Source organism: Oerskovia jenensis (assembly GCF_016907235.1).
GTDB lineage: Bacteria > Actinomycetota > Actinomycetes > Actinomycetales > Cellulomonadaceae > Oerskovia > Oerskovia jenensis.
This window is the reverse complement of the sequence record NZ_JAFBBO010000001.1, coordinates 2,832,888-2,851,100: the sequence shown is the minus strand read 5'-3', so window position 1 is coordinate 2,851,100 and position 18,213 is coordinate 2,832,888. Positions and strand designations below refer to the sequence as shown.

Genomic DNA, 18,213 nt, shown 5'->3' with positions numbered 1-18,213 from the left:
CTCCTCACCCCGCGCCCACCGCCCTCCGCATCCCGTCGACCACCCGCTCGACCGCCCCGACGGGCGTCGCGGCGCGCGCGGCCGCCGCGACGTCCAGGTCGAGAGCGCCGCGGAAGTACCGGGCCTCGACGCGCTCGCCCGACACCGCCCGTTCGAGCGCGTCGAGGTTGTCCGCCAGCCCGGGATGCCCCACCTCCCGGGCTCGTTCGAGGACGGCGACGTGGAACGGCACGCCGTGCGGGACCTTGCCGTCCGACCCCGGCGCACCTGGCGCGTCGAGGTCGGCGCGGACCGTGACCTGGTCCGGACCGGCGCGGTTGTCCGCGCCGTCGAGCTGGGAGACGCCCTCCTGCTCGATCTCGACGTGCGTGCCCCGTACCCCGGCGGGCAGCCGCGTCAGCCCCACGGGCGCACCGGCCGTCAGGACCTGGCGGACGTCGTAGCGAGGCGCGCCCCCTGATGGTCCGGCGGCCCCCGCCGCACCCGTCACGGCCGTCGCGACGGCCATCGCGACCATGCCGCCCTGTGAGTGGCCGACGAGCACGACCTCCTCGTCCGCCGGGATCCCGGCCTGCCTCATCGCCTCGAGGACGTGCACGGCGCTGTCAGCACGCGCGCCCTGCACCAGGTCGAAGTTCGACGTCATGCTGAACGGCGTCGTCGGGTTCCCGAGCTGGGTGCCGGGGACGGTCACCACCCAGGTCGCGGTGCCGCCGTCGCCCACGTACTTCTCGACCGACACGATCGAGTCCGGCAGGTCGTCGCCCGTGCCGTAGACGACGTCGATCCCGGTCAACAGGTCCTCGGCGGTGCGCGCCACGGGCTTGGTGAACCCAGCGGGCAGGGCGGAGCCGGTCAGCTCGGTCGTGGAGACCTGCGCGTCGAACAGGCCGCGGTAGGGCTGCGAGAGTGCGCGGAGCATCCCGGCCGCGTCCTCGACGGCCGAGCGCCCGCTGAGCACGGTCAGCGGGCTCAGCATCCCGAGCGCGACGCCCGCCCCCCGGACGAACTCGTCGTGATACGCCCCGGAGCCCGTCACGAGACGCGCAGGCTGGAAGCCCTGTCCGGCCACGATGCCCCGCACGACGTCCACGATCCCGGCCCCTGCCAGGACGGCCACACCGGAGGCAGGAGTCTGCGCGAGCCACGAGAGGACGGTCTCGACCCCCGACTCGCCTTCCTCGTAGACGCCCGCGGCCTTCGCGAGCCGGTCGATCAGCCCGTGGAGCAGGGCCACGGCCGAGACCAGGGCGTCGTCGTAGGCGGCGATCTCCTCGAGCAGCGCGGCGCGTGCCGCGACGACCTCGGGCGGCACGGGCGCCCACGACGACGGGATCCCCGAACCGAGCGTGGGGTGGCACGCGGGCACGCCGCCCGCCCAGCGCACCGACGACGACGGCGCCTCCACGAGCCCGCTGACCAGACCGTGCGCGCGCCGCCCCTCGGCGAGCGCGGCCTCGACGCGGAGCACGGCCTCCGCCACCACGGCGGCGGCCGCGAGGAGGTCGGCCGTCTCGACGCGCGTGACCCCGCCCGAGACGACGATCCCCGCGGTCGGGTCGGGCGCCCGGCTCATCGCAGGCTCGCCTCGGCGTTCGCGGCGTCGACCGTCAGGGCGTAGCGCGCCGCGGCACCCATCGCCTGGTCGACGGCTCGGTCCGCCCGGAGCAGCTCGTGGACCGCCTCGACGACGAGGTCTCGATAGCCGTCCGACGCCTGCCCCTCCCACGCGACGTCCGCTGTCCGGCGGACGATCGCGACGGCCTCGGCGGCAAGGTCGGACGCACGGCGCAGCTCGGGTCGCGGATCGACCGCGGCGAGAGCAGGGGACCAGCCGGACGTGGCGCCGGGGAGGGAGAAGGAGGTCGACATGCGCACGACCGTAGGGACTCCCCCCCGGGGCCCGCTGGTCCGGCGCTCACTTCTGTGGGCAGGAGCTCGCACGCCGGGCCTGTGCACGGCTCGGCAGCGACGCCCGCCCAGGGGGCGACGACCGCGAGACGCCCGCTCCGCCGTCGGGCCCGCGTGGGAGAATGGCGCCATGCCTACGGACTCCGCCGACTCCGCCGCGCCTGTGACCACCACCCAGCGCGCCACGCTCGCCGACATCACCCCGCCCATCGCCCTGGGTCCGCTCGACGGGCGCTACCGCGGCGCCGTCGCGCCCCTGGTCGACCACCTGAGCGAGGCCGCGCTCAACCGCGAGCGCCTCCACGTCGAGGTCGAGTGGCTCATCGCCCTCACCGAGGGCCCCGTGGTCCCGGGCGCGCCCACGCTGAGCGACGCCGAGAAGGCGTACCTGCGCGCGATCGTCACCGATTTCGACGCTGCGGGCATCGCCGAGCTGGGCGAGATCGAGCGCGTCACGGTGCACGACGTCAAGGCGATCGAGTACTACATCAAGCGTCGCCTCGAGGCCGCCCCGGGCGTGCTGGGCGAGGGCACGGTCCTGCCGTCGGCGGGCGAGCTGGTGCACTTCGCGTGCACGAGCGAGGACATCAACAACCTGTCGTACGCGCTCATGGTGCAGGGCGCGGTGCGCGACGTGTGGCTGCCCGCCGCGACGGCCCTCACGGACCAGCTCACGGACATGGCCCGCGAGCACGCAGCCGTCCCGCTGCTGAGCCGCACGCACGGCCAGCCCGCGACGCCGTCGACGCTCGGCAAGGAGCTTGCCGTGCTCGCGCACCGCCTGCGCCGCCAGCTGCGCCGCATCGAGGGCGCCGAGTACCTCGGCAAGCTCAACGGCGCGACGGGCACGTACGGCGCGCACACGGTCGCGGTCCCGGGCGTCGACTGGCCGGCCGTCTCGAAGTCCTTCGTCGAGAGCCTCGGCCTCACGTGGAACCCGCTGACGACGCAGATCGAGTCGCACGACTGGCAGGCCGAGCTCTACAGCGACCTGGCCCGCTTCAACCGCATCCTCCACAACCTCAGCACCGACGTGTGGACGTACATCTCGCTCGGCTTCTTCAAGCAGATCCCGGTGCCGGGCGCGACGGGGTCCTCGACCATGCCGCACAAGGTCAACCCGATCCGCTTCGAGAACGCCGAGGCGAACCTCGAGATCTCCTGCGCGCTGCTCGACACGCTCGCCTCGACGCTCGTGACCTCGCGCCTGCAGCGCGACCTCACGGACTCGACAACGCAGCGCAACATCGGCCCGGCGTTCGGCCACTCGCTGCTCGCGGTGGACAACGTCTCGCGCGGCCTGCGCGCCCTCGCGGTCAACGCGGACCTGCTCGCGGCGGACCTCGACGCCAACTGGGAGGTGCTCGGCGAGCCCATCCAGTCGGCCATGCGCGCGGCGTCGGTCGCGGGCGTCCCCGGCATGGAGAACCCCTACGAGCGCCTCAAGGACCTCACGCGCGGGCACCGGCTCACGGGCGAGGAGATGCGGGAGTTCGTCCAGGGCCTCGGCCTGCCCGACGACGTCACGCGCCGCCTCACGGACCTCACCCCGGGCACGTACACGGGCATCGCGGAGCAGCTGGTGGGCGACTACCTGGCCTGACCCGGGCTCGTTCGCCGAGAAGTGAGTAGATGCCCCTGATCCCGCCGGATCAGGGGCATCTACTCACTTCTCGGCACCGGCTCGGCACCGGCTCAGGCCGGGGTGGGGCCCGTCGACCGCGCCCCGGACGCCTCGACCGGCTCACCGAACCGGTCGACCGCCCAGCGCAGCACCAGGAACGTCGCGGCGGAGACCAGCAGCAGGACGACGACGTCCACGCGCTCGTACCCGTAGAAGGGGTAGGTGCGCGACCCGAAGATCCCCACGCGTCCGATCATGAACGCCGCGAAGATCCCACCGAGCAACGGCGCCGCGTCGCGCGTCGCCGGGATCACCACGAGCACGACCAGCCCCACGACCACCGGCACCACGATCGTGCCCGTCGTGAGCTGCCAGATCGGCGATATGTATCGCCACGACGGCCCGGCCCCCGCGTACTCGCCCCAGGTCAGCGCGGCGAGCAGCAGGGCGACACCGGTCGGAGCGATGCCCCAACGCCACCCGTAGGGCCGTTCGCCCGTCCGGGTCCGTTCGACCAGGGCGAGCGCGAACGCCGCCAGGCCCAGGACCCACGCGGCCTCGACGTAGGCGGCGAGCAGCACGTCCTGGCCGATCATGACGGCCAGCGCGACCGTCGAGACCGCGGCTCCCGCGACCACGAGGGCCCGGCCGGCACGGACGAGACCGCACAGCACCAGGACCAGCCCGGTCCCCCACAGGACCCACCCCGGCGCGAAGGGGTTGCTGGACACCGCGAGCCACGGACCCTGGTACTCGAACGCGACGGCGGTCGACACGAGGGTCTTGGCGGCCGGGACCATCAGCAGGAGCGGCAGGACGAGCACCAGGACCGTCGCGGCCGATCGTCGCCGCCCCGGGGTCGGGCCGAGCGGGACGACCGCCCACTCGCGCACAGCGGCCAGCACCAGGTCGCGGCGCTCGGCCCCGGACGGACGGGACTGCCCGGGGAGCGCGCCGTCGAGGAGGTGGCCGAGCATCTCGGCCTCGTGCTCACGCCGGTACGAGTACGGGAAGAGGCGTACCAGCCGGCGGTAGTCGCGGACGAGCACGGGCACGACGGGCACGACGGGCAGAGCCTCGTCGGCGGATCCCACCTGCTGCGGACCGGCGGCGCTCACGCGGGCACCGGCCCGGCACCCAGGCCCGACGGCGCAGCCCCCGTCGCGCGTCCAGGCGAGCTCCTGCGGGACTCGCCGCGGGAGCCAAGCCGTTCCAGGGCGCGGCGTGCCTGGGCCTCGGCCCGGTGCGCCTCGGCCTCGAGCCGCTCTCCGCCCTCGGCGGTGAGTCGGTAGTACCGGCGCAGGCGCGAGTCGACGACCTCCTCGTGGTCGACCTCGACGAGCCCCGCGGCGGCGAGCCGGTCGATCGCGCCGTAGAGCGTCCCGACGCGCAGCGTGATGCGGCCGCCCGAGCTGGCCTCGACGTCCTTGGCGATGCCGTAGCCGTGCAGCGGGCCGGCCGCGAGCGCCGACAGGATGAGGAACGCCGGTTCCTGGAGCGGTTTGGATGCCATGCCGAAGAACATACTCTCGTCACGAATCCATGGGTGCCGACACTCCGACGACTCGCCTTCGAGAACGGGGTTGAGGTCGCCATCCGACAAATGGCGACCTCGACCCCGTTCTCGTCCGCAGGCGGGTCGGCCTGGCCGGCCCGCAGGGCAGATTCCTTCACAAATGAGGAGAACTGTGAAATTCTCTTCCATGCATCGGACCCGTACCAACGGAGGCATGGACATGACGCACCACCCGAGCGACCCCACGGCGGTCGCCCCCGCTCCCACCACCCCCTCGCCCGAGACCACGGGCCTCGGCCGCCGTGGCTTCCTCACGCTCGCGACCGCCGGCATCGCGGCCAGCACGCTGAGCGTGACGATCGGTTCCTTCTCCCCCGCCGCGGCTGCGACCGCACCCGACCCGGCGACGGGAGCGGCGCCGTCGGGCCCCGTGCCCCGCAAGCGCGAGCTGCGCGCCATGTGGATCTCGAGCGTCGTCAACATCGACTGGCCCTCGGCCGCCGGGCTGAGCGCCGAGCAGCAGAAGGCCGAGTACCTGCACTGGCTCGACGTCGCCGAGCAGTACCGGCTCAACGCCGTGTTCGTGCAGGTCAGGCCCACGGCCGACGCGTTCTGGCCCAGCCCCTACGAGCCGTGGTCGCAGTACCTCACGGGCACCCAGGGCAAGGACCCCGGCTACGACCCGCTCGCGTTCGTCGTCGAGGAGTCGCACAGGCGCAACATCGAGATCCACGCCTGGTACAACCCGTACCGCGTCTCGATGCAGGCCGACCCCGCCCAGCTCGTCCCCGAGCACCCCGCCCGCCAGCACCCCGACTGGGTGTGGGCGTACGGGGGCAAGCTCTACTTCGACCCCGGTCTGCCCGAGGCGCAGGAGCACATCCAGCGCGCGATCCTGCACTCGGTCGAGAACTACGACCTCGACGGCGTGCACTTCGACGACTACTTCTACCCCTACGCGGTCGCGGGCCAGACCATCCCCGACGCGCACACCTACGCGAGCCACGGCGCGGGCTTCGCGACGGTCGAGGAGTGGCGCCGCCACAACGTCGACACGTTCGTGCAGTCCATCTCGCAACGCATCAAGCAGGTCAAGCCGTGGGTCAAGTTCGGGATCAGCCCGTTCGGGATCTGGCGCAACGCCTCGACCGACCCGCGCGGCTCGGCGACCAACGGCTCGCAGTCGTACGACATGCAGTTCGCCGACACGCGCAAGTGGGTCACCGAGGGGTGGCTCGACTACATCAACCCGCAGATCTACTGGCAGATCGGGCTCGCAGTCGCGGACTACGCGAAGCTCGTGCCGTGGTGGGCCGAGGTCGCGGCCCAGTCCGGCACCCAGCTCTTCATCGGCGAGGCGCTCTACAAGGTCACCTCGGGCGTCTTCACCGACCCGGCCGAGATGTCGAACCACCTGACCTTCAGCCAGCAGGTCGACGCCGAGGTCGGGCCCGTGCTCGGCAACGTCTACTTCTCGGCCAAGCACGTCCCCGCCGACCCGCAGGGGTCCATGAGCCGTGTGCTCGAGGACCACTACCGGCACCCGGCACTCGTGCCCGCCTCCCCCAGGCTGCCCGCGCAGCCGCTGCGCACCCCGGTCCTCGCCTGGGCCGGGTGGCGCGACGACGGCGTCCGCGTCCACTGGACCGACGCCGGCGGACGCCGCTTCCCCGCGACCTCGTTCGCGATCTACCGCGTCGACGGATGGGTCAAGAAGGTCGACGTCGAGAACCCCGCGCACCTGGTCGCGACGCAGCGCGCCGAGGGGCGGATCCTGCAGGACTACCTCGACGAGACCGCGCTGCGCGGCAAGAAGTACACCTACGTCGTCACCGCGCTCGACCGCCTGTGGAACGAGTCGCGGCCGAGCGAGGTCCGCTGGTCGGTCTGACCCGGACGGCCCGGGCCGAGGCGCCACGCGCCACGCCGCACGCGACCGCAGGATGGGGACTTCTCCCCCGCCCGGACCACCCGTGCCGCACGGCCCGACCCCTAGGATGATGGCCGCTGCGCGCCGCCGGCGCGCAGCCCGTCGACCAGGGGGAAACGTGACCAACTACGGCGCCGACGTCGCCGCGCTCCGAGCACTCGCGACCAGCCTCGACTCGGGGGCACAGGAGCTCGACGGCTCCCGCAGCGCCGTCCGCGGCAGACTCCTGGCCGGCTTCTGGCGTGGCCCCCGCGCGGACCAGTACCGCGCCGACTGGCAGCACCGGCTCGACCCGATGCTCGCGCGCACCGCGGACTCGCTCCGCGACGCCGCCCGCACCCTCCGCTCCAACGCCGAGGCCCAGGAGACCACGAGCGCCTCGGGCGGGCCGACCGCCGTCGGAGCGACCCCGTCGGGATCCTCCACGACCCGCGGAACCACCACGGCCGGCGGACCGGCGGAGAGCGCCCCCGGCGCGCCGGAACGGTCCCACCTCCCCTCGTTCATCGGTGGTCGCACCACCGGCGACGACGCGGTCCGCGACCCCGACGGGTCCGTCCGGACCCCCGCCACGGCGTCGCGGGAGGCCATGTGGGCGTACCGGTCGTCCTACGACGCCGCGACCGGGACCAGCACGCAGTCCCTCACGGGAGAGGCCGGCGTGACGGTGCCCGCCGGTCCCGTCGGGATCTCGTTCGGGGCCGCGGGCGCCGCCGAGACCTCGGAGACCGTCAGGTCCCACGAGGGCTTCACGACCTTCGCGAGCACGGCCAAGGGATCCCTCACGGCGAAGGGCGGGGTCGACGTCGACGGGTACGGCGTCGAGCTGAGCCGCGGGGAGGGCCTCGAGCTCTCGTACCGGACCACGGTGCCCGACGCCGTCGCGGGCGCCCCCGGGTTCGACGCCTCGGCCGTCTCGCCGCTCGACCCCCGGAGCATCCCCGTGGGGGCGAGCGTGCAGATGGACGACAAGTCCTTCAGCGACGAGGGCTCGCGCGTCTCGTTCAAGGTGGTCAACTTCGACGACTCGACCTCCACGAGCGAAGGCGTGAGCAAGCTCGTCGAGCGGATCGACGAGGACCACGTCCGGCTGACGGCCGGACCGACGTCGGCCCTGGAGCTGGCCGGATCGGTCGGGGTCGAGCTCGAAGGAATCAGGGCGGCGATCGGCCAGAGCACCTCGTTCGAGAACGCGATGGCGCGGACCGCGGTCTTCGACCTCAGCACCTCCGAGGGACAGGCCGCCTACGCCACGGCGCTGGCCACCGGTGACATGCCGACCGACGGCGTCGGGGTCTCCGGTGCGCTCGTCGTCGAGAAGTTCACGGACACCCACAAGGACCAGACGATCATCGACGTCTTCGGTCAGAACCTCGGCAGCGACTTCGTCCGCGCCGACGGGAGCATGACGAGGACCGTCCAGCCCGACGGGAGCGCCGTCGTCGAGGGCACGATCGACATCGCGGACGGGAGCCGTCAGCTCGCGTTCTCGCAGTCGGTCGGACCGACCGGCCAGGTCGACGGTGCCGGCGCCGAGTACGTCCTGCGCGTCCCTATCACGGGCGACTCCGTCGACTTCGCGCGCATGCTCACCACGTCCGGGCCGCCGGCCGCAGAGGGCCGGACCCTGGAGATCGCCCTGAACGGCTCCGACGTCGAGAAGCTCAACTCGATGGGCTACGGCTACCTGCACAAGGACCTGCCCCCGGGCGCGACGGCCCCCTCGAGCGCGCTCTCGGAACGCGTCCTGGACTACTCGGGCAACCCCGTCACGAGGATGCGCGAGGACAGCGACCAGGGCATCGGCTTCCGTCGGCCCGGCGCAGAGTTCCTCGGCAGCATGGTGGACGCGTCGGTGGGTGACAACGGGAACGTCCTGGAGGGTCTCTGGCGGATCAGCGAGCGAGACGGGGACGGCTCGACGAACCGCGGGACGCTGCCCGGGACGGCCCGGATCGTCGGCTGACGGCGGGTCGCCGCCCGGTCGACGCACGGTTGCCGCCCGGTGGACGCCCGGTCGCCGCATGGTCGCCGCCCGGACGACGCGCCCGGTGGGGAGTCCTCCCCATGTCGGCGGGCACCGGCTTCACGTAGCCTTTCACCGTCCCTGCCCCTGCCCGTCCCGGAAGAGGTCCCCGCGTGTCCACCTACGGCGCCGACGTCGAAGCCCTCCGCCAGCTCGCGACGACCATCGACGGTGGCGCGGGCGTTCTCGACGACGCGCGCACGTCCGTCCGCAACGCCTACCAGTCCGCCTTCTGGTCCGGGCCCGACGCGCAGCAGGCGCGCGGTCAGTGGGACGGGCAGCTCGAACCGTCGCTGGCTCGGACGGCGCAGGCCCTGCGCGACGCGGCCGCGACCCTGCGCAGCAACGCCGACGCCCAGGAGCGCACCAGCACCGCCGGCGGCGGGACGGGCGGGGGTGCCCCCGTGGCGCCGGGCGGGTCCGCCGGCGGCGGCAGCGGCAACAGCAGCGGCAGTGGCAGTGGCAGCGGCAGCGGCGACGCCCCTGGCGGCGGCCCGGCCGTCAACGTCAAGAACACCCAGGAGTCCAGCGCGGACAACGGCTCCCTCGGCTCCCCGGCGACCGAGGGCAGCAAGGGCTCGGTCTCGGGCGGTGTCACCTACGACCCGACCACGGGCGAGACCACGGTCTCGGGGTCGGGATCGCTCGAGAACTGGTTCAAGACGGCCAACGGCTCCACGGTGACCTTCGGCCTCACGGGCGGCGCCGAGCTCACGTCGGGTCAGAAGAGCGAGGACGGGTTCACGACGTGGACCACCAAGTCCGACGTGTCGGTCGGCGTCGAGGGGGGCTTCGACAAGGGCGGCAACGGGATCAGCGGCAGCTACACGACCGGCGTGACGTCCGAGTACGCCGTCAAGGTGCCCGACGACGCGAAGGTCACGGACCCGGGCAGCGTCAACCCGTTCGACCCGTCGACCATGCCGACCGGCTCGACCGTGACCATGGACAGCGGCAGCTACCAGGGCACCGAGCTCGAGGCGTCGTTCCGGCACATCGCCCTGGAGTCGGGGCTCAAGGAGTCCGCCGGTGTCAGCAGCATCATCGAGAAGACCGGCGACGACACGGTGCGCATCACGTCGGGCCCCACGGACGCGCTGAGCAACAGCTTCGGCCTGGGCCTCGACTTCGACGTGGTCAAGGCGATGCTGGGCAACACGACCTCGCTCGACGGTGCCTCGCTCCGCAGCGCCGAGCTCGACCTCTCGACGCCCGAGGGCAAGGCCGCGTACGACGCGTACCTCCTCACGGGCGAGATCCCGGCCGACCCCTCGACCGGCGTCTCGGGCCTGACGAAGATCGAGAAGCTCGACTACAAGTCGACGACGTCGGTCGGTGTCGAGACCCCTGTCGGCGGCGCGTCGTGGGACGTGGGCGAGAACTCGGGCTCGGCCGTCGTCACGACGTACCCGGACGGTTCGGCCGAGCAGCAGACCAAGCTCAGCTACGGCGGTCGCAGCGACACGTTCTTCACGCAGTCGTTCGGGGCGGACGGCACCGAGGACCCCTCGGGGCGCTCGTACACGTACACGGTCAAGGCCGACGAGATGACGACCCAGCTCTTCAACCAGAGCGAGTACTCGGGCCTCGACGCGGGGGTCACGGTCAAGGAGGGCGACACCCTGCGCCTGACCCTGACCGAGCAGCAGATGGCGAAGCTGCACACCAACGCGATGACGTTCACCGAGTCGTACCCCGGCACGAACCTGGTCAGCTCGCTCGCGACGGACTACGACGGCGCGAAGATCGACACGTTCGACTACGCGGCGAACCTCGCGCGCGGGCCGCGCAGCGACTACGACCTCGTCCAGATGCTCTACACCATCAACCAGGCCGCGGACGGGGACCTGGCCAACAAGAAGGTCGGGCAGTTCCCCGGGACCATCACCCCGGCCGGATAGGCACGGCCGGACAGGCCCAGCCGGGCGGGCCCAGCCGGGCGGCAGAGCCGTCGGCAGAGCGGTCGGCAGAGCGGTCGGCAGAGCGGGCGGCAGGACAGCCAGGCGCCTGGTGGTCGTCGAAGCAACCGCGACCGGTCCTGTCGTAGCCTTCGTCCTGCCATTCGCGTACGACCAGGGGGAACAACCATGTCGAAGTCCGGTGCCGACGTCGCAGCGCTGCGAGCGCTCGCGCAGAGTCTCGAGGACGAGGCCCGAGAGCTCGCCGGGACACAGACCGGGATTCGTGCCCGCCTGGGCTCGGTGTACTGGCGGGGCCCGATCGCCGACCGGTTCCGCAGCGACTGGCGTGGGCATCTCGATCCGTTGCTGGCCCGGACCGTCACCTCCCTCGAGAGCACCGGTGCGCTCCTGCGGCGCAACGCCGAGGCCCAGGAGAGGACGAGCGGTGCCGGTGGGGGGACGAGCACTCACCTCGGTCCCGTGGGGTCGGGCAAGGAGTCGCCATGGCACGTCCCCGGCTCGCAGACGCCGGGCGGCGGCTTCGTGGGCGGCACGGTTCCCGGAGCCCCGGTCGACCAGGACGCCGGCCCGCGGATCCCTGGCCTCATGCCCGTGCCCGACGGCGCCACGTACGACCCCGCGACCGGTATCAAGACCCGACCGGTCACGGGCGAGGCGGAGTACACGAGCGAGCAGAAGACCGAGGACGGCGTCACGACCTCGACCGAGTCGTCGAAGGCGACGGTGGGCGCCGAGCACGGGTTCGAGAAGGGCACACCGGGGACAGACGGTCACCGCACCCTGGACCTCGGCGCATCGTTCTCGAGCGGCACGAGCGACGTGCGCACGGCCGGCGAGACCACGAAGGACGGTTGGACGATGTCCACGTCGACGTCCGACATCTCCGTGAGCCGCGACGGGAGCATCTCGCTGAACAAGGTCGGCGCGGGGGCCGGTGAGACCACGGGCGAGACCGCGTCGTACTCCGTCAGGGTCCCGGAGGGCGCACGTACCGAGGGCGTCACCCCGTTCGACCCGACCACGATCCCGGTCGGCGGCTCGGTCGTCATGGAGAGCGGGGACTACACGACGTCCAGCCTGTCCGGGTCGTTCGACAAGATCGCCGCCGAGTCCAAGATCACGACCGACCGTGGCGTGAGCAGCACCATCGAGCGCCTCGACGACGACAGCGTGCGGATCACCTCGGGACCGACCGGTTCCCACGAGGAGGTCCTCGACCTGCGCGCGTCCACCGCAGGCGTCAGCTCGGGGATCACGGGGACCTCGCTGCTCGAGGGAACGCGGCTCAGGATCGCGGACCTGGACGTCTCGACCCCGGAGGGGGCAGCCGCCTACCAGCGCTACCTCGTCTCCGGGGAGCTGCCCGACCAGCCGTCGCCGGGGATCTCGGGGGTCACGTCGATCGAACGCCTCGACTTCCAGGGCCGTTCGACGATCGACTGGATCAGCACGGACTTCTGGTCGGCGTCGAGCGACGTCGTGGACTCGAAGGGGTCGGACGTGCTGACCCGGTTCCCGGACGGGTCGTCCGAGGCGGTCACCACGTTCGGCACGTCCGAGCGCCCCGTGTTCACCACGAAGGCGGCGTTCGAGCCCGACGGCACCGAGAAGGTCTTCGCCCGCGAGACGACCTACACCGTGGTCGCCGACGACGTCGCCGTCCGCATCCTCAACGACGAGAGCTTCGGGTTCGACCCCGGTGAGAAGGTCGCGGTCGGTGACCGGGTCGAGCTGAGCCTGAACGACCGGCAGATGCGGATGCTGCTCTCGAACTCGGTGGACGCCGTGCAGAACGCGCCGGGGGGACCGGGGTTGTCCTTCGCCGCTCTGGACCAGGAGGGGCGTCCGGTGACGGACCACCAGCAGTTCGGGAACAACATCGGCTCGGGCTTCTACCGTGACGGGAACTTCCTCCAGATGATCTCCCACTCCAACACCTCGTCGGAGGGGCGCTTCCTGCCAGATGGGCCTCGGGACTTCCCGGGCCGTGTGACGGTGGTGGGCTGACGACGGCCCCCCGGGGGCGCCTCACACGGGCAGCGCGAACCTCCCGTCGGGGTCGAGCTCGCGGCGCACGGTCGCGAGGTGCGCCTGGTCGGCCGGCGACCACAGGTCGATCGGTGCGGCCTCGCTGATCGCCCCCGCGAAGTTCGCCTGGGTACGTCCGAGCGACCAGGGCTGCGCCGCCTCGAGCAGACCGTTGATCGCTGCGGGGACGGCCGTCTCGAAGAGCTCGGGGACGGGGAGCCCGATCGTGAAGAGCGCGAACGCGGCGTCGCGCCCCGTGACCGAGTCGGGGCCGTGCGACCCGTCGGCGAGCGCCCCGCCGAGGTGGCGGATCTCGGTCATCATGAGCGGTGCCTGGCTCTGCGGCCCGGCGACCGCGAGCACGGCCTCGGCGGTCCGGGGCTCGAACGTGTGCAGGAGGGTCGACCCGTCGAGGATCGGCATGGGGTCGGTCGGGTCGGCGTGCACTCCCCCGATCGCCGCGTAGGGGATCTCGGCGATCGAGTCCATGAGGATCGGCACCGCGGTGCGCAAGGGTGCGATGGCCCTCTCGACCTCGGCCAGGGGCCGGGTCGAGGCCACGCGGACGTTGGCCACGTACTGGCCGCGCAGCGGCTCGGGGAGGAACTCGAGCGGCGGCAGGCGCAGGAGCGCGATGGACGTCGTGATGTCGGACGGCGCGCCCTGGACCCAGTCGGCGTAGGTCCGGAAGAGCGTCGCGGCGTCGTCGCCGAGGGCGAAGAAGTTCCCGCCCGTGACGGTCTCGAGGTTGAGCAGGCGCACCGTCACCGAGGTCACGACCCCCAGCCCCCACTTGCCGCCCCGCAGCGCGCGCAGGATCTCGGGGTGGTGCTCGTCGTCGACGTGGAGCAGGGTGCCGTCGCCCGTGACGAGGTCGGCCGCGACGAGATAGTTCGACCCGAAGCCGACCTCGCGCGCGAGGGGGCCGATCCCGCCGCCGAGGAGGAAGCCCACGGCTCCCACGTCGGGCGAGGACCCGGTGACGGCCGCGAGCCCGAGGGGCGTGACGACGTCGAGCACGTCCCTCCACCGGGAGCCGGCCGCGATGCGGGCGGTGCGGGCGGGTTCGTCGACCTCGACGCCGGTCAGACCGGCGGTGCTCAGGGCGATGCCGCCGTCGATCCCGCGCGCGAACCCGTGGCCCGTGCTGAAGACGGTCACGGGCAGCCCGAAGCGCTGGGCGGTGCGGACGGTCGCCCGGACGTCGTCGGCGGAGGTTGCGTGGACGACGTAGTCGGGGTGGTGCTCGACCGCGACGTTCATGCCCGAGAGCCGGGCCTCGGGGTCGGTCCCTGCGAGGACCCGGCCCGTCACGCCCTGTGCGAGCGCGGCGAGCACGACGTCCTGCGTGGTGTCGTGGGCAGTCATGGGAAGTCCCTCTCGGACGGTGGGGAGCGCGGAGCGGCGCTACCCCAGAGAGAGGGATGGGAGCGCTTCCGGTGACAGGTCCGACGAGGGTGACGGAATTGTCCGGCGAGGGTCGCACCCGCGAGCGCCCACGGTGACCGAGACGTCCGCCGGTCGTGAGGCTCCACCGCGCCCACGGTGACCGCGCGCGCCATGATGAGCGAGGGCGTCCCGCACGCCCCGACCCGAGGAGCGACGATGCCCCAGCACGCGACGGACCAGGCCCCGACCCGACCCGACGGCCGCCCACCCCTGCGCGGCACGCCCGCCCCCGAGGACCGCAAGGAGCAGGGCCGCGCGGCCCGCTCGCTGCTGCACCGTCGCTCGACCTCCGCCTGGGAGCCCGCACCCGACCGCCGCGACCCCGTCGCGATCCTCCAGGCCCAGAACGCGAGCCGCGTCCCCGAGCTCGTCCCCCTGCGCATGGGTCGCATGGCCGCGACACCGTTCTCGTTCTACCGCGGGGCGGCGGCCGTCATGGCGGCCGACCTGGGCACGGGCCCCACCACGGGGCTGACCGTCCAGCTGTGCGGCGACGCGCACCTCGCGAACTTCGGCGGCTTCGCGTCTCCCGAGCGTTCGCTCGTGTTCGACATCAACGACTTCGACGAGACGCACCGCGGCCCCTTCGAGTGGGACGTGCAACGGCTCGTCGCGAGCCTCGAGATCGCGGGCCGTCACCGCGGCATGTCGCACCACGAGCGCGAGCGCATCGTGCTGGGGGCAGGGCGCGCCTACCGCGAGACCCTGCGGTCCTTCGCGGACCTCGGCCACCTCGACCTGTGGCACGTGCAGCTGCGCGGCGACGAGATCGTCGACAGGTGGCGCGGCTCGGTCCCGCCGGCCGTCATGGAGAACCTCCGCAAGGCGCTGCGGAAGGCGCGCACGAAGGACCGGCAGAAGGCCCGCCGTCGGCTCACGGTGCTCCACGACGACGGCGAGCTGCGCTTCCAGAGCAACCCGCCCCTGCTCGTGCCCGTCCGGGAGCTCTTCGACGCCGAGGAGCAGGCCCTCCTCCTCGGCGTCGTGACCACTGCGCTCGCGACGTACGGCGAGTCGCTCACGGGAGCCCGGCGCATCCTGCTCGAGCGCTACCGCCTCGTCGACCTGGCGCGTCGCGTGGTCGGGGTGGGGAGCGTCGGGACGCGCTGCTGGGTCGCGCTCCTCGTGGGCCGGGACAACGACGACCCGCTGTTCCTGCAGGTCAAGGAGGCCGAGCCGTCCGTCCTGGAGCCCTACACCTCGGCCAGCCCCTATCCGGAGAACGGGCGGCGCGTGGTCGAGGGGCAGCGGCTCCTGCAGGCCACGAGCGACGCGCTGCTCGGCTGGAACACCGTGCACGGCGCCGACGACCACCCCCACGACTACTACTTCCGCCAGCTCTGGGACTGGAAGGTCTCGGCCGACCTCGAGACCATGCTCCCGGTCGCCATGGCCGCGTACGCGCAGATGTGCGCGTGGGTCCTCGCGCGCGGCCACGCCCGCTCGGGCGACGCCCTCGCGATCAGCGCGTACCTCGGCAAGGGCGACGTCGCCGACCGCTCGTTCGCCGAGTTCGCGAAGCGCTACGCGGACCAGAACGCCCTGGACCACCGGGCACTCGTGGACGCGATCGCGGCGGGGGACGTGGAGGCGGTGGAGGGCGTCTGACGCCTGCCGCGCTCCGTGGAGTCCCGGGGCCCGACGGCGCCGCTCACCTGGCGCGGACGCGGCCCGTCCCGCCGTGGCCGGGGCGCGTCCGCGCGAGGGGGAAGGTCCCGCTCAGGCTCCCGTGGTCGGCTGCGCTGCCGAGCGGGCGAGCCCGCGCCGCAGGAGGACGACCTGGTGGGCGAGCGCGGCGAGGACGAGCGCACCGAGCAGGATCAGCACGACGATCCCGCCCACGTCCGGTCCCGCGGCGTCGCACGTGCTCACGACGTCGCCCGTCGTCGACGCGCCGACCTCGCCCGATCCGTCCAGGACCGTGGTGGCTCCCTGCGTGACGCAGGTCGAGGACGCGAGCAGGAACATGCCGCTGAGGCCGAGCCACGCGGCCCCGGCGACGAATCCCGACACGATCCCCCAGACCTTCTCGTGGGTGGTCCACAGCGGCGAGGCACCGAGCAGGACCGCTGCGGTGAGCCACAGGACGCCCGGGAGCAGCAGCGGCGCACCGACGATGCCGACGATCGTGAGGCCGAAGACCACCGGGGCGACCCATGCCCCGGCGAGGGCGGGGCGCGAGGAGGCTCCGCCGTCGGGCAGGGAGGGCCTGGGTGCTCCCGACGACGCTCGCGCCACGTCCTCCGGAGCCCCGAGCGACGCCAGGATCGCCGCGACCTCCTGCTCGCCGGGCGCGTGCCCGAGCTCGGCCAGGCTCGCGTCGACGTGCTCGCGCACGCCGCCCAGGACGTCGGCACGCTCGGCCGGGTCGAGGTGCGCGAGCATGCGCCCGAGGTCGTCGAGGTAGACGCTGATCGCGTCGGTCGTGCGGTTCATCGGTGGCTCCCCAGGGTCGAGTCGACGGCATCGCGGAAGGGTGCCCAGGTGCGGGCGAAGGTCTCGAGGGCCGCGCGACCCTCCGGGGTCAGCGCGTAGTAGCGACGGGGCGGGCCGGCGTCGGACTCGCGCCAGTGCGTCTCCACGAGCCCGCCCTTGCGCAGCCGCGCGAGCAGCGGGTAGAGCGTGCCCTCGCCGCTCAGGAGGACGCCGTCGGTCGAGAGGCGGCGGGCGATGTCGAGCCCGTACCACTCGTCGTCGGCGAGGAGGGCGAGCACGCAGTACTCGATCGCCCCTCGCCGCAGGTTGGTGAGGATCATGTCCTCGCTAGGTACCATGCGAGACAAGGTACCACCGCCTGCGCGGACCGAGAAGAGGGTCCTGCGGAAGCCTCCGTCGCCGGTCTCCCGCGCCGGCGGGCGGGTGGGATCAGATCTGGTCGAGGCGACGCAGGATCGCGCCCTCCCGCAGCGCCCACGGGCAGATCTCGACCTCGGCGACCTTGAGCGCCTTCATGGTCTCCTCGGCGACCACGCCCCCGGCCACGATCTGGAACGTCCGCTCGGCCGTGATCCCCGGCAGCTCGGTACGCCCCGCCGCCGGGATGCGCGCGAGGCGCGGCACCCAGTCCGAGAGCTGCGAACGCTCCATGCGCCACCGCTCCTCCGGCCCGACGACCGCGACCTTCATGCCCGCGAGCCGCGCGAGCGACCGGAACGTCTTGGACGTCGCGACCACGTGGTCGGGGCGCGGCAACCGCTTGACCTCGCCCAACGCCCCCGCCAGGACCTCCCGGACGTGAGCACGGAGCGCCGCGACCTGCTTGGCCGAGGGCGGGTCGTCCGGCAGGAACTCGATCGTCATCCGACCTGCACCGAGCGGCACCGAGACCGCGACGTCGGGCTCCTCGTCAAGACCCGACGCGATCTCGAGCGACCCGCCCCCGATGTCGAGCACCATGAGCCGACCCGACGCCCAGCCGTGCCAGCGCCGTGCGGCGAGGAACGTCAGCCGCGCCTCCTCGGGCCCCGAGAGGACCTCGATCGGGACGCCCACGCGCTCCTCGATGGCCGACAGCACCTCGGCGCCGTTGGTCGCCTCGCGCAGCGCCGACGTCGCGAGCGCCAGCGACTCCTCGACCTCGTACTCGCGGGCCAGAGCCGCAGCCTGGTCGGCAGCCACCAGGAGCGCGTCGACCCCCTCGGCCGAGATCGAGCCGTCCGGCTGGAGGTAGCGCATGAGCCGCACCACCGAACGGCCCGACGCCGCCGGGTCCGGACGCGCGCCCCGCTCGGCGTCCACGACGAGCATGTGGACCGTGTTGGAACCGATGTCGAGCACTCCCAGTCGCATCCGCCCACGGTAGCCGCA

Annotated in this window: 14 protein-coding genes; 6 read left to right on the top strand and 8 right to left on the bottom strand. The window is 72.8% G+C overall.

Going from position 1 to position 18,213, the window contains the following annotated elements:
• Positions 1–4 precede the first annotated feature (4 nt).
• Positions 5–1,576: a hypothetical protein gene (locus JOD49_RS12820; protein ID WP_205307522.1), complete on the bottom strand. Its 1,572-nt coding sequence runs from the start codon at positions 1,574–1,576 to the stop codon at positions 5–7.
• Positions 1,573–1,872 (bottom strand): hypothetical protein, encoded by a 300-nt coding sequence (locus tag JOD49_RS12815; RefSeq protein ID WP_205307521.1) that lies wholly within the window; start codon positions 1,870–1,872, stop codon positions 1,573–1,575. The genes JOD49_RS12820 and JOD49_RS12815 overlap by 4 nt, the downstream gene beginning before the upstream one ends.
• Before the next feature lie 169 nt (positions 1,873–2,041).
• On the opposite strand from JOD49_RS12815, the gene purB reads away from it, so the two are divergent.
• Entirely contained in the window at positions 2,042–3,514 is a 1,473-nt protein-coding gene (gene purB, locus JOD49_RS12810) for an adenylosuccinate lyase (RefSeq protein ID WP_205307520.1), read from the top strand.
• Positions 3,515–3,606: 92 nt separating this feature from the next.
• On the opposite strand, the gene JOD49_RS12805 is transcribed toward purB, so the two are convergent.
• Positions 3,607–4,653: a hypothetical protein gene (locus tag JOD49_RS12805; RefSeq protein WP_205307519.1), complete on the bottom strand. Its 1,047-nt coding sequence runs from the start codon at positions 4,651–4,653 to the stop codon at positions 3,607–3,609.
• The gene (locus JOD49_RS12800; RefSeq protein ID WP_205307518.1) at positions 4,650–5,048 is read right to left on the bottom strand and encodes a PadR family transcriptional regulator; all 399 of its coding nucleotides are present in this window, start codon (positions 5,046–5,048) and stop codon (positions 4,650–4,652) included. The genes JOD49_RS12805 and JOD49_RS12800 overlap by 4 nt, the downstream gene beginning before the upstream one ends.
• 217 nt (positions 5,049–5,265) lie before the next feature.
• On the opposite strand from JOD49_RS12800, the gene JOD49_RS12795 reads away from it, so the two are divergent.
• The 4 genes from JOD49_RS12795 (at position 5,266) to JOD49_RS12780 (ending at position 12,936) form a co-directional block, all read left to right on the top strand.
• A complete protein-coding gene (locus JOD49_RS12795; protein WP_239525209.1) occupies positions 5,266–6,942 on the top strand; it encodes a glycoside hydrolase family 10-like protein in 1,677 nt (558 codons plus the stop codon).
• A gap of 157 nt (positions 6,943–7,099) precedes the next feature.
• A complete protein-coding gene (locus JOD49_RS12790; protein WP_205307517.1) occupies positions 7,100–8,947 on the top strand; it encodes a WXG100 family type VII secretion target in 1,848 nt (615 codons plus the stop codon).
• A gap of 173 nt (positions 8,948–9,120) precedes the next feature.
• Positions 9,121–10,908 (top strand): WXG100 family type VII secretion target, encoded by a 1,788-nt coding sequence (locus JOD49_RS12785; protein WP_205307516.1) that lies wholly within the window; start codon positions 9,121–9,123, stop codon positions 10,906–10,908.
• A gap of 186 nt (positions 10,909–11,094) precedes the next feature.
• On the top strand, positions 11,095–12,936 hold the full coding sequence (locus JOD49_RS12780) for a WXG100 family type VII secretion target (protein ID WP_205307515.1): 1,842 nt from the start codon (positions 11,095–11,097) through the stop codon (positions 12,934–12,936).
• Between the two features lie 21 nt (positions 12,937–12,957).
• Here the strand turns inward: JOD49_RS12780 and JOD49_RS12775 are convergent, their stop codons facing one another.
• Positions 12,958–14,325: an FAD-binding oxidoreductase gene (locus JOD49_RS12775; RefSeq protein ID WP_205307514.1), complete on the bottom strand. Its 1,368-nt coding sequence runs from the start codon at positions 14,323–14,325 to the stop codon at positions 12,958–12,960.
• A gap of 237 nt (positions 14,326–14,562) precedes the next feature.
• On the opposite strand from JOD49_RS12775, the gene JOD49_RS12770 reads away from it, so the two are divergent.
• A complete protein-coding gene (locus JOD49_RS12770) occupies positions 14,563–16,014 on the top strand; it encodes a DUF2252 domain-containing protein (protein WP_205307513.1) in 1,452 nt (483 codons plus the stop codon).
• Between the two features lie 111 nt (positions 16,015–16,125).
• Here the strand turns inward: JOD49_RS12770 and JOD49_RS12765 are convergent, their stop codons facing one another.
• The 3 genes from JOD49_RS12765 to JOD49_RS12755 form a co-directional block, all read right to left on the bottom strand.
• Positions 16,126–16,842 carry an HAAS signaling domain-containing protein gene (locus JOD49_RS12765; RefSeq protein ID WP_205307512.1) on the bottom strand — a complete coding sequence of 239 codons (717 nt, stop codon included), beginning with the start codon at positions 16,840–16,842 and terminating at the stop codon, positions 16,126–16,128.
• Positions 16,839–17,180, bottom strand: a complete 342-nt coding sequence (locus JOD49_RS12760) for a PadR family transcriptional regulator (protein ID WP_205307511.1) — start codon at positions 17,178–17,180, stop codon at positions 16,839–16,841. The genes JOD49_RS12765 and JOD49_RS12760 overlap by 4 nt, the downstream gene beginning before the upstream one ends.
• Before the next feature lie 91 nt (positions 17,181–17,271).
• The gene (locus tag JOD49_RS12755) at positions 17,272–18,195 is read right to left on the bottom strand and encodes a Ppx/GppA family phosphatase (protein ID WP_205307510.1); all 924 of its coding nucleotides are present in this window, start codon (positions 18,193–18,195) and stop codon (positions 17,272–17,274) included.
• Positions 18,196–18,213: the final 18 nt, after the last annotated feature.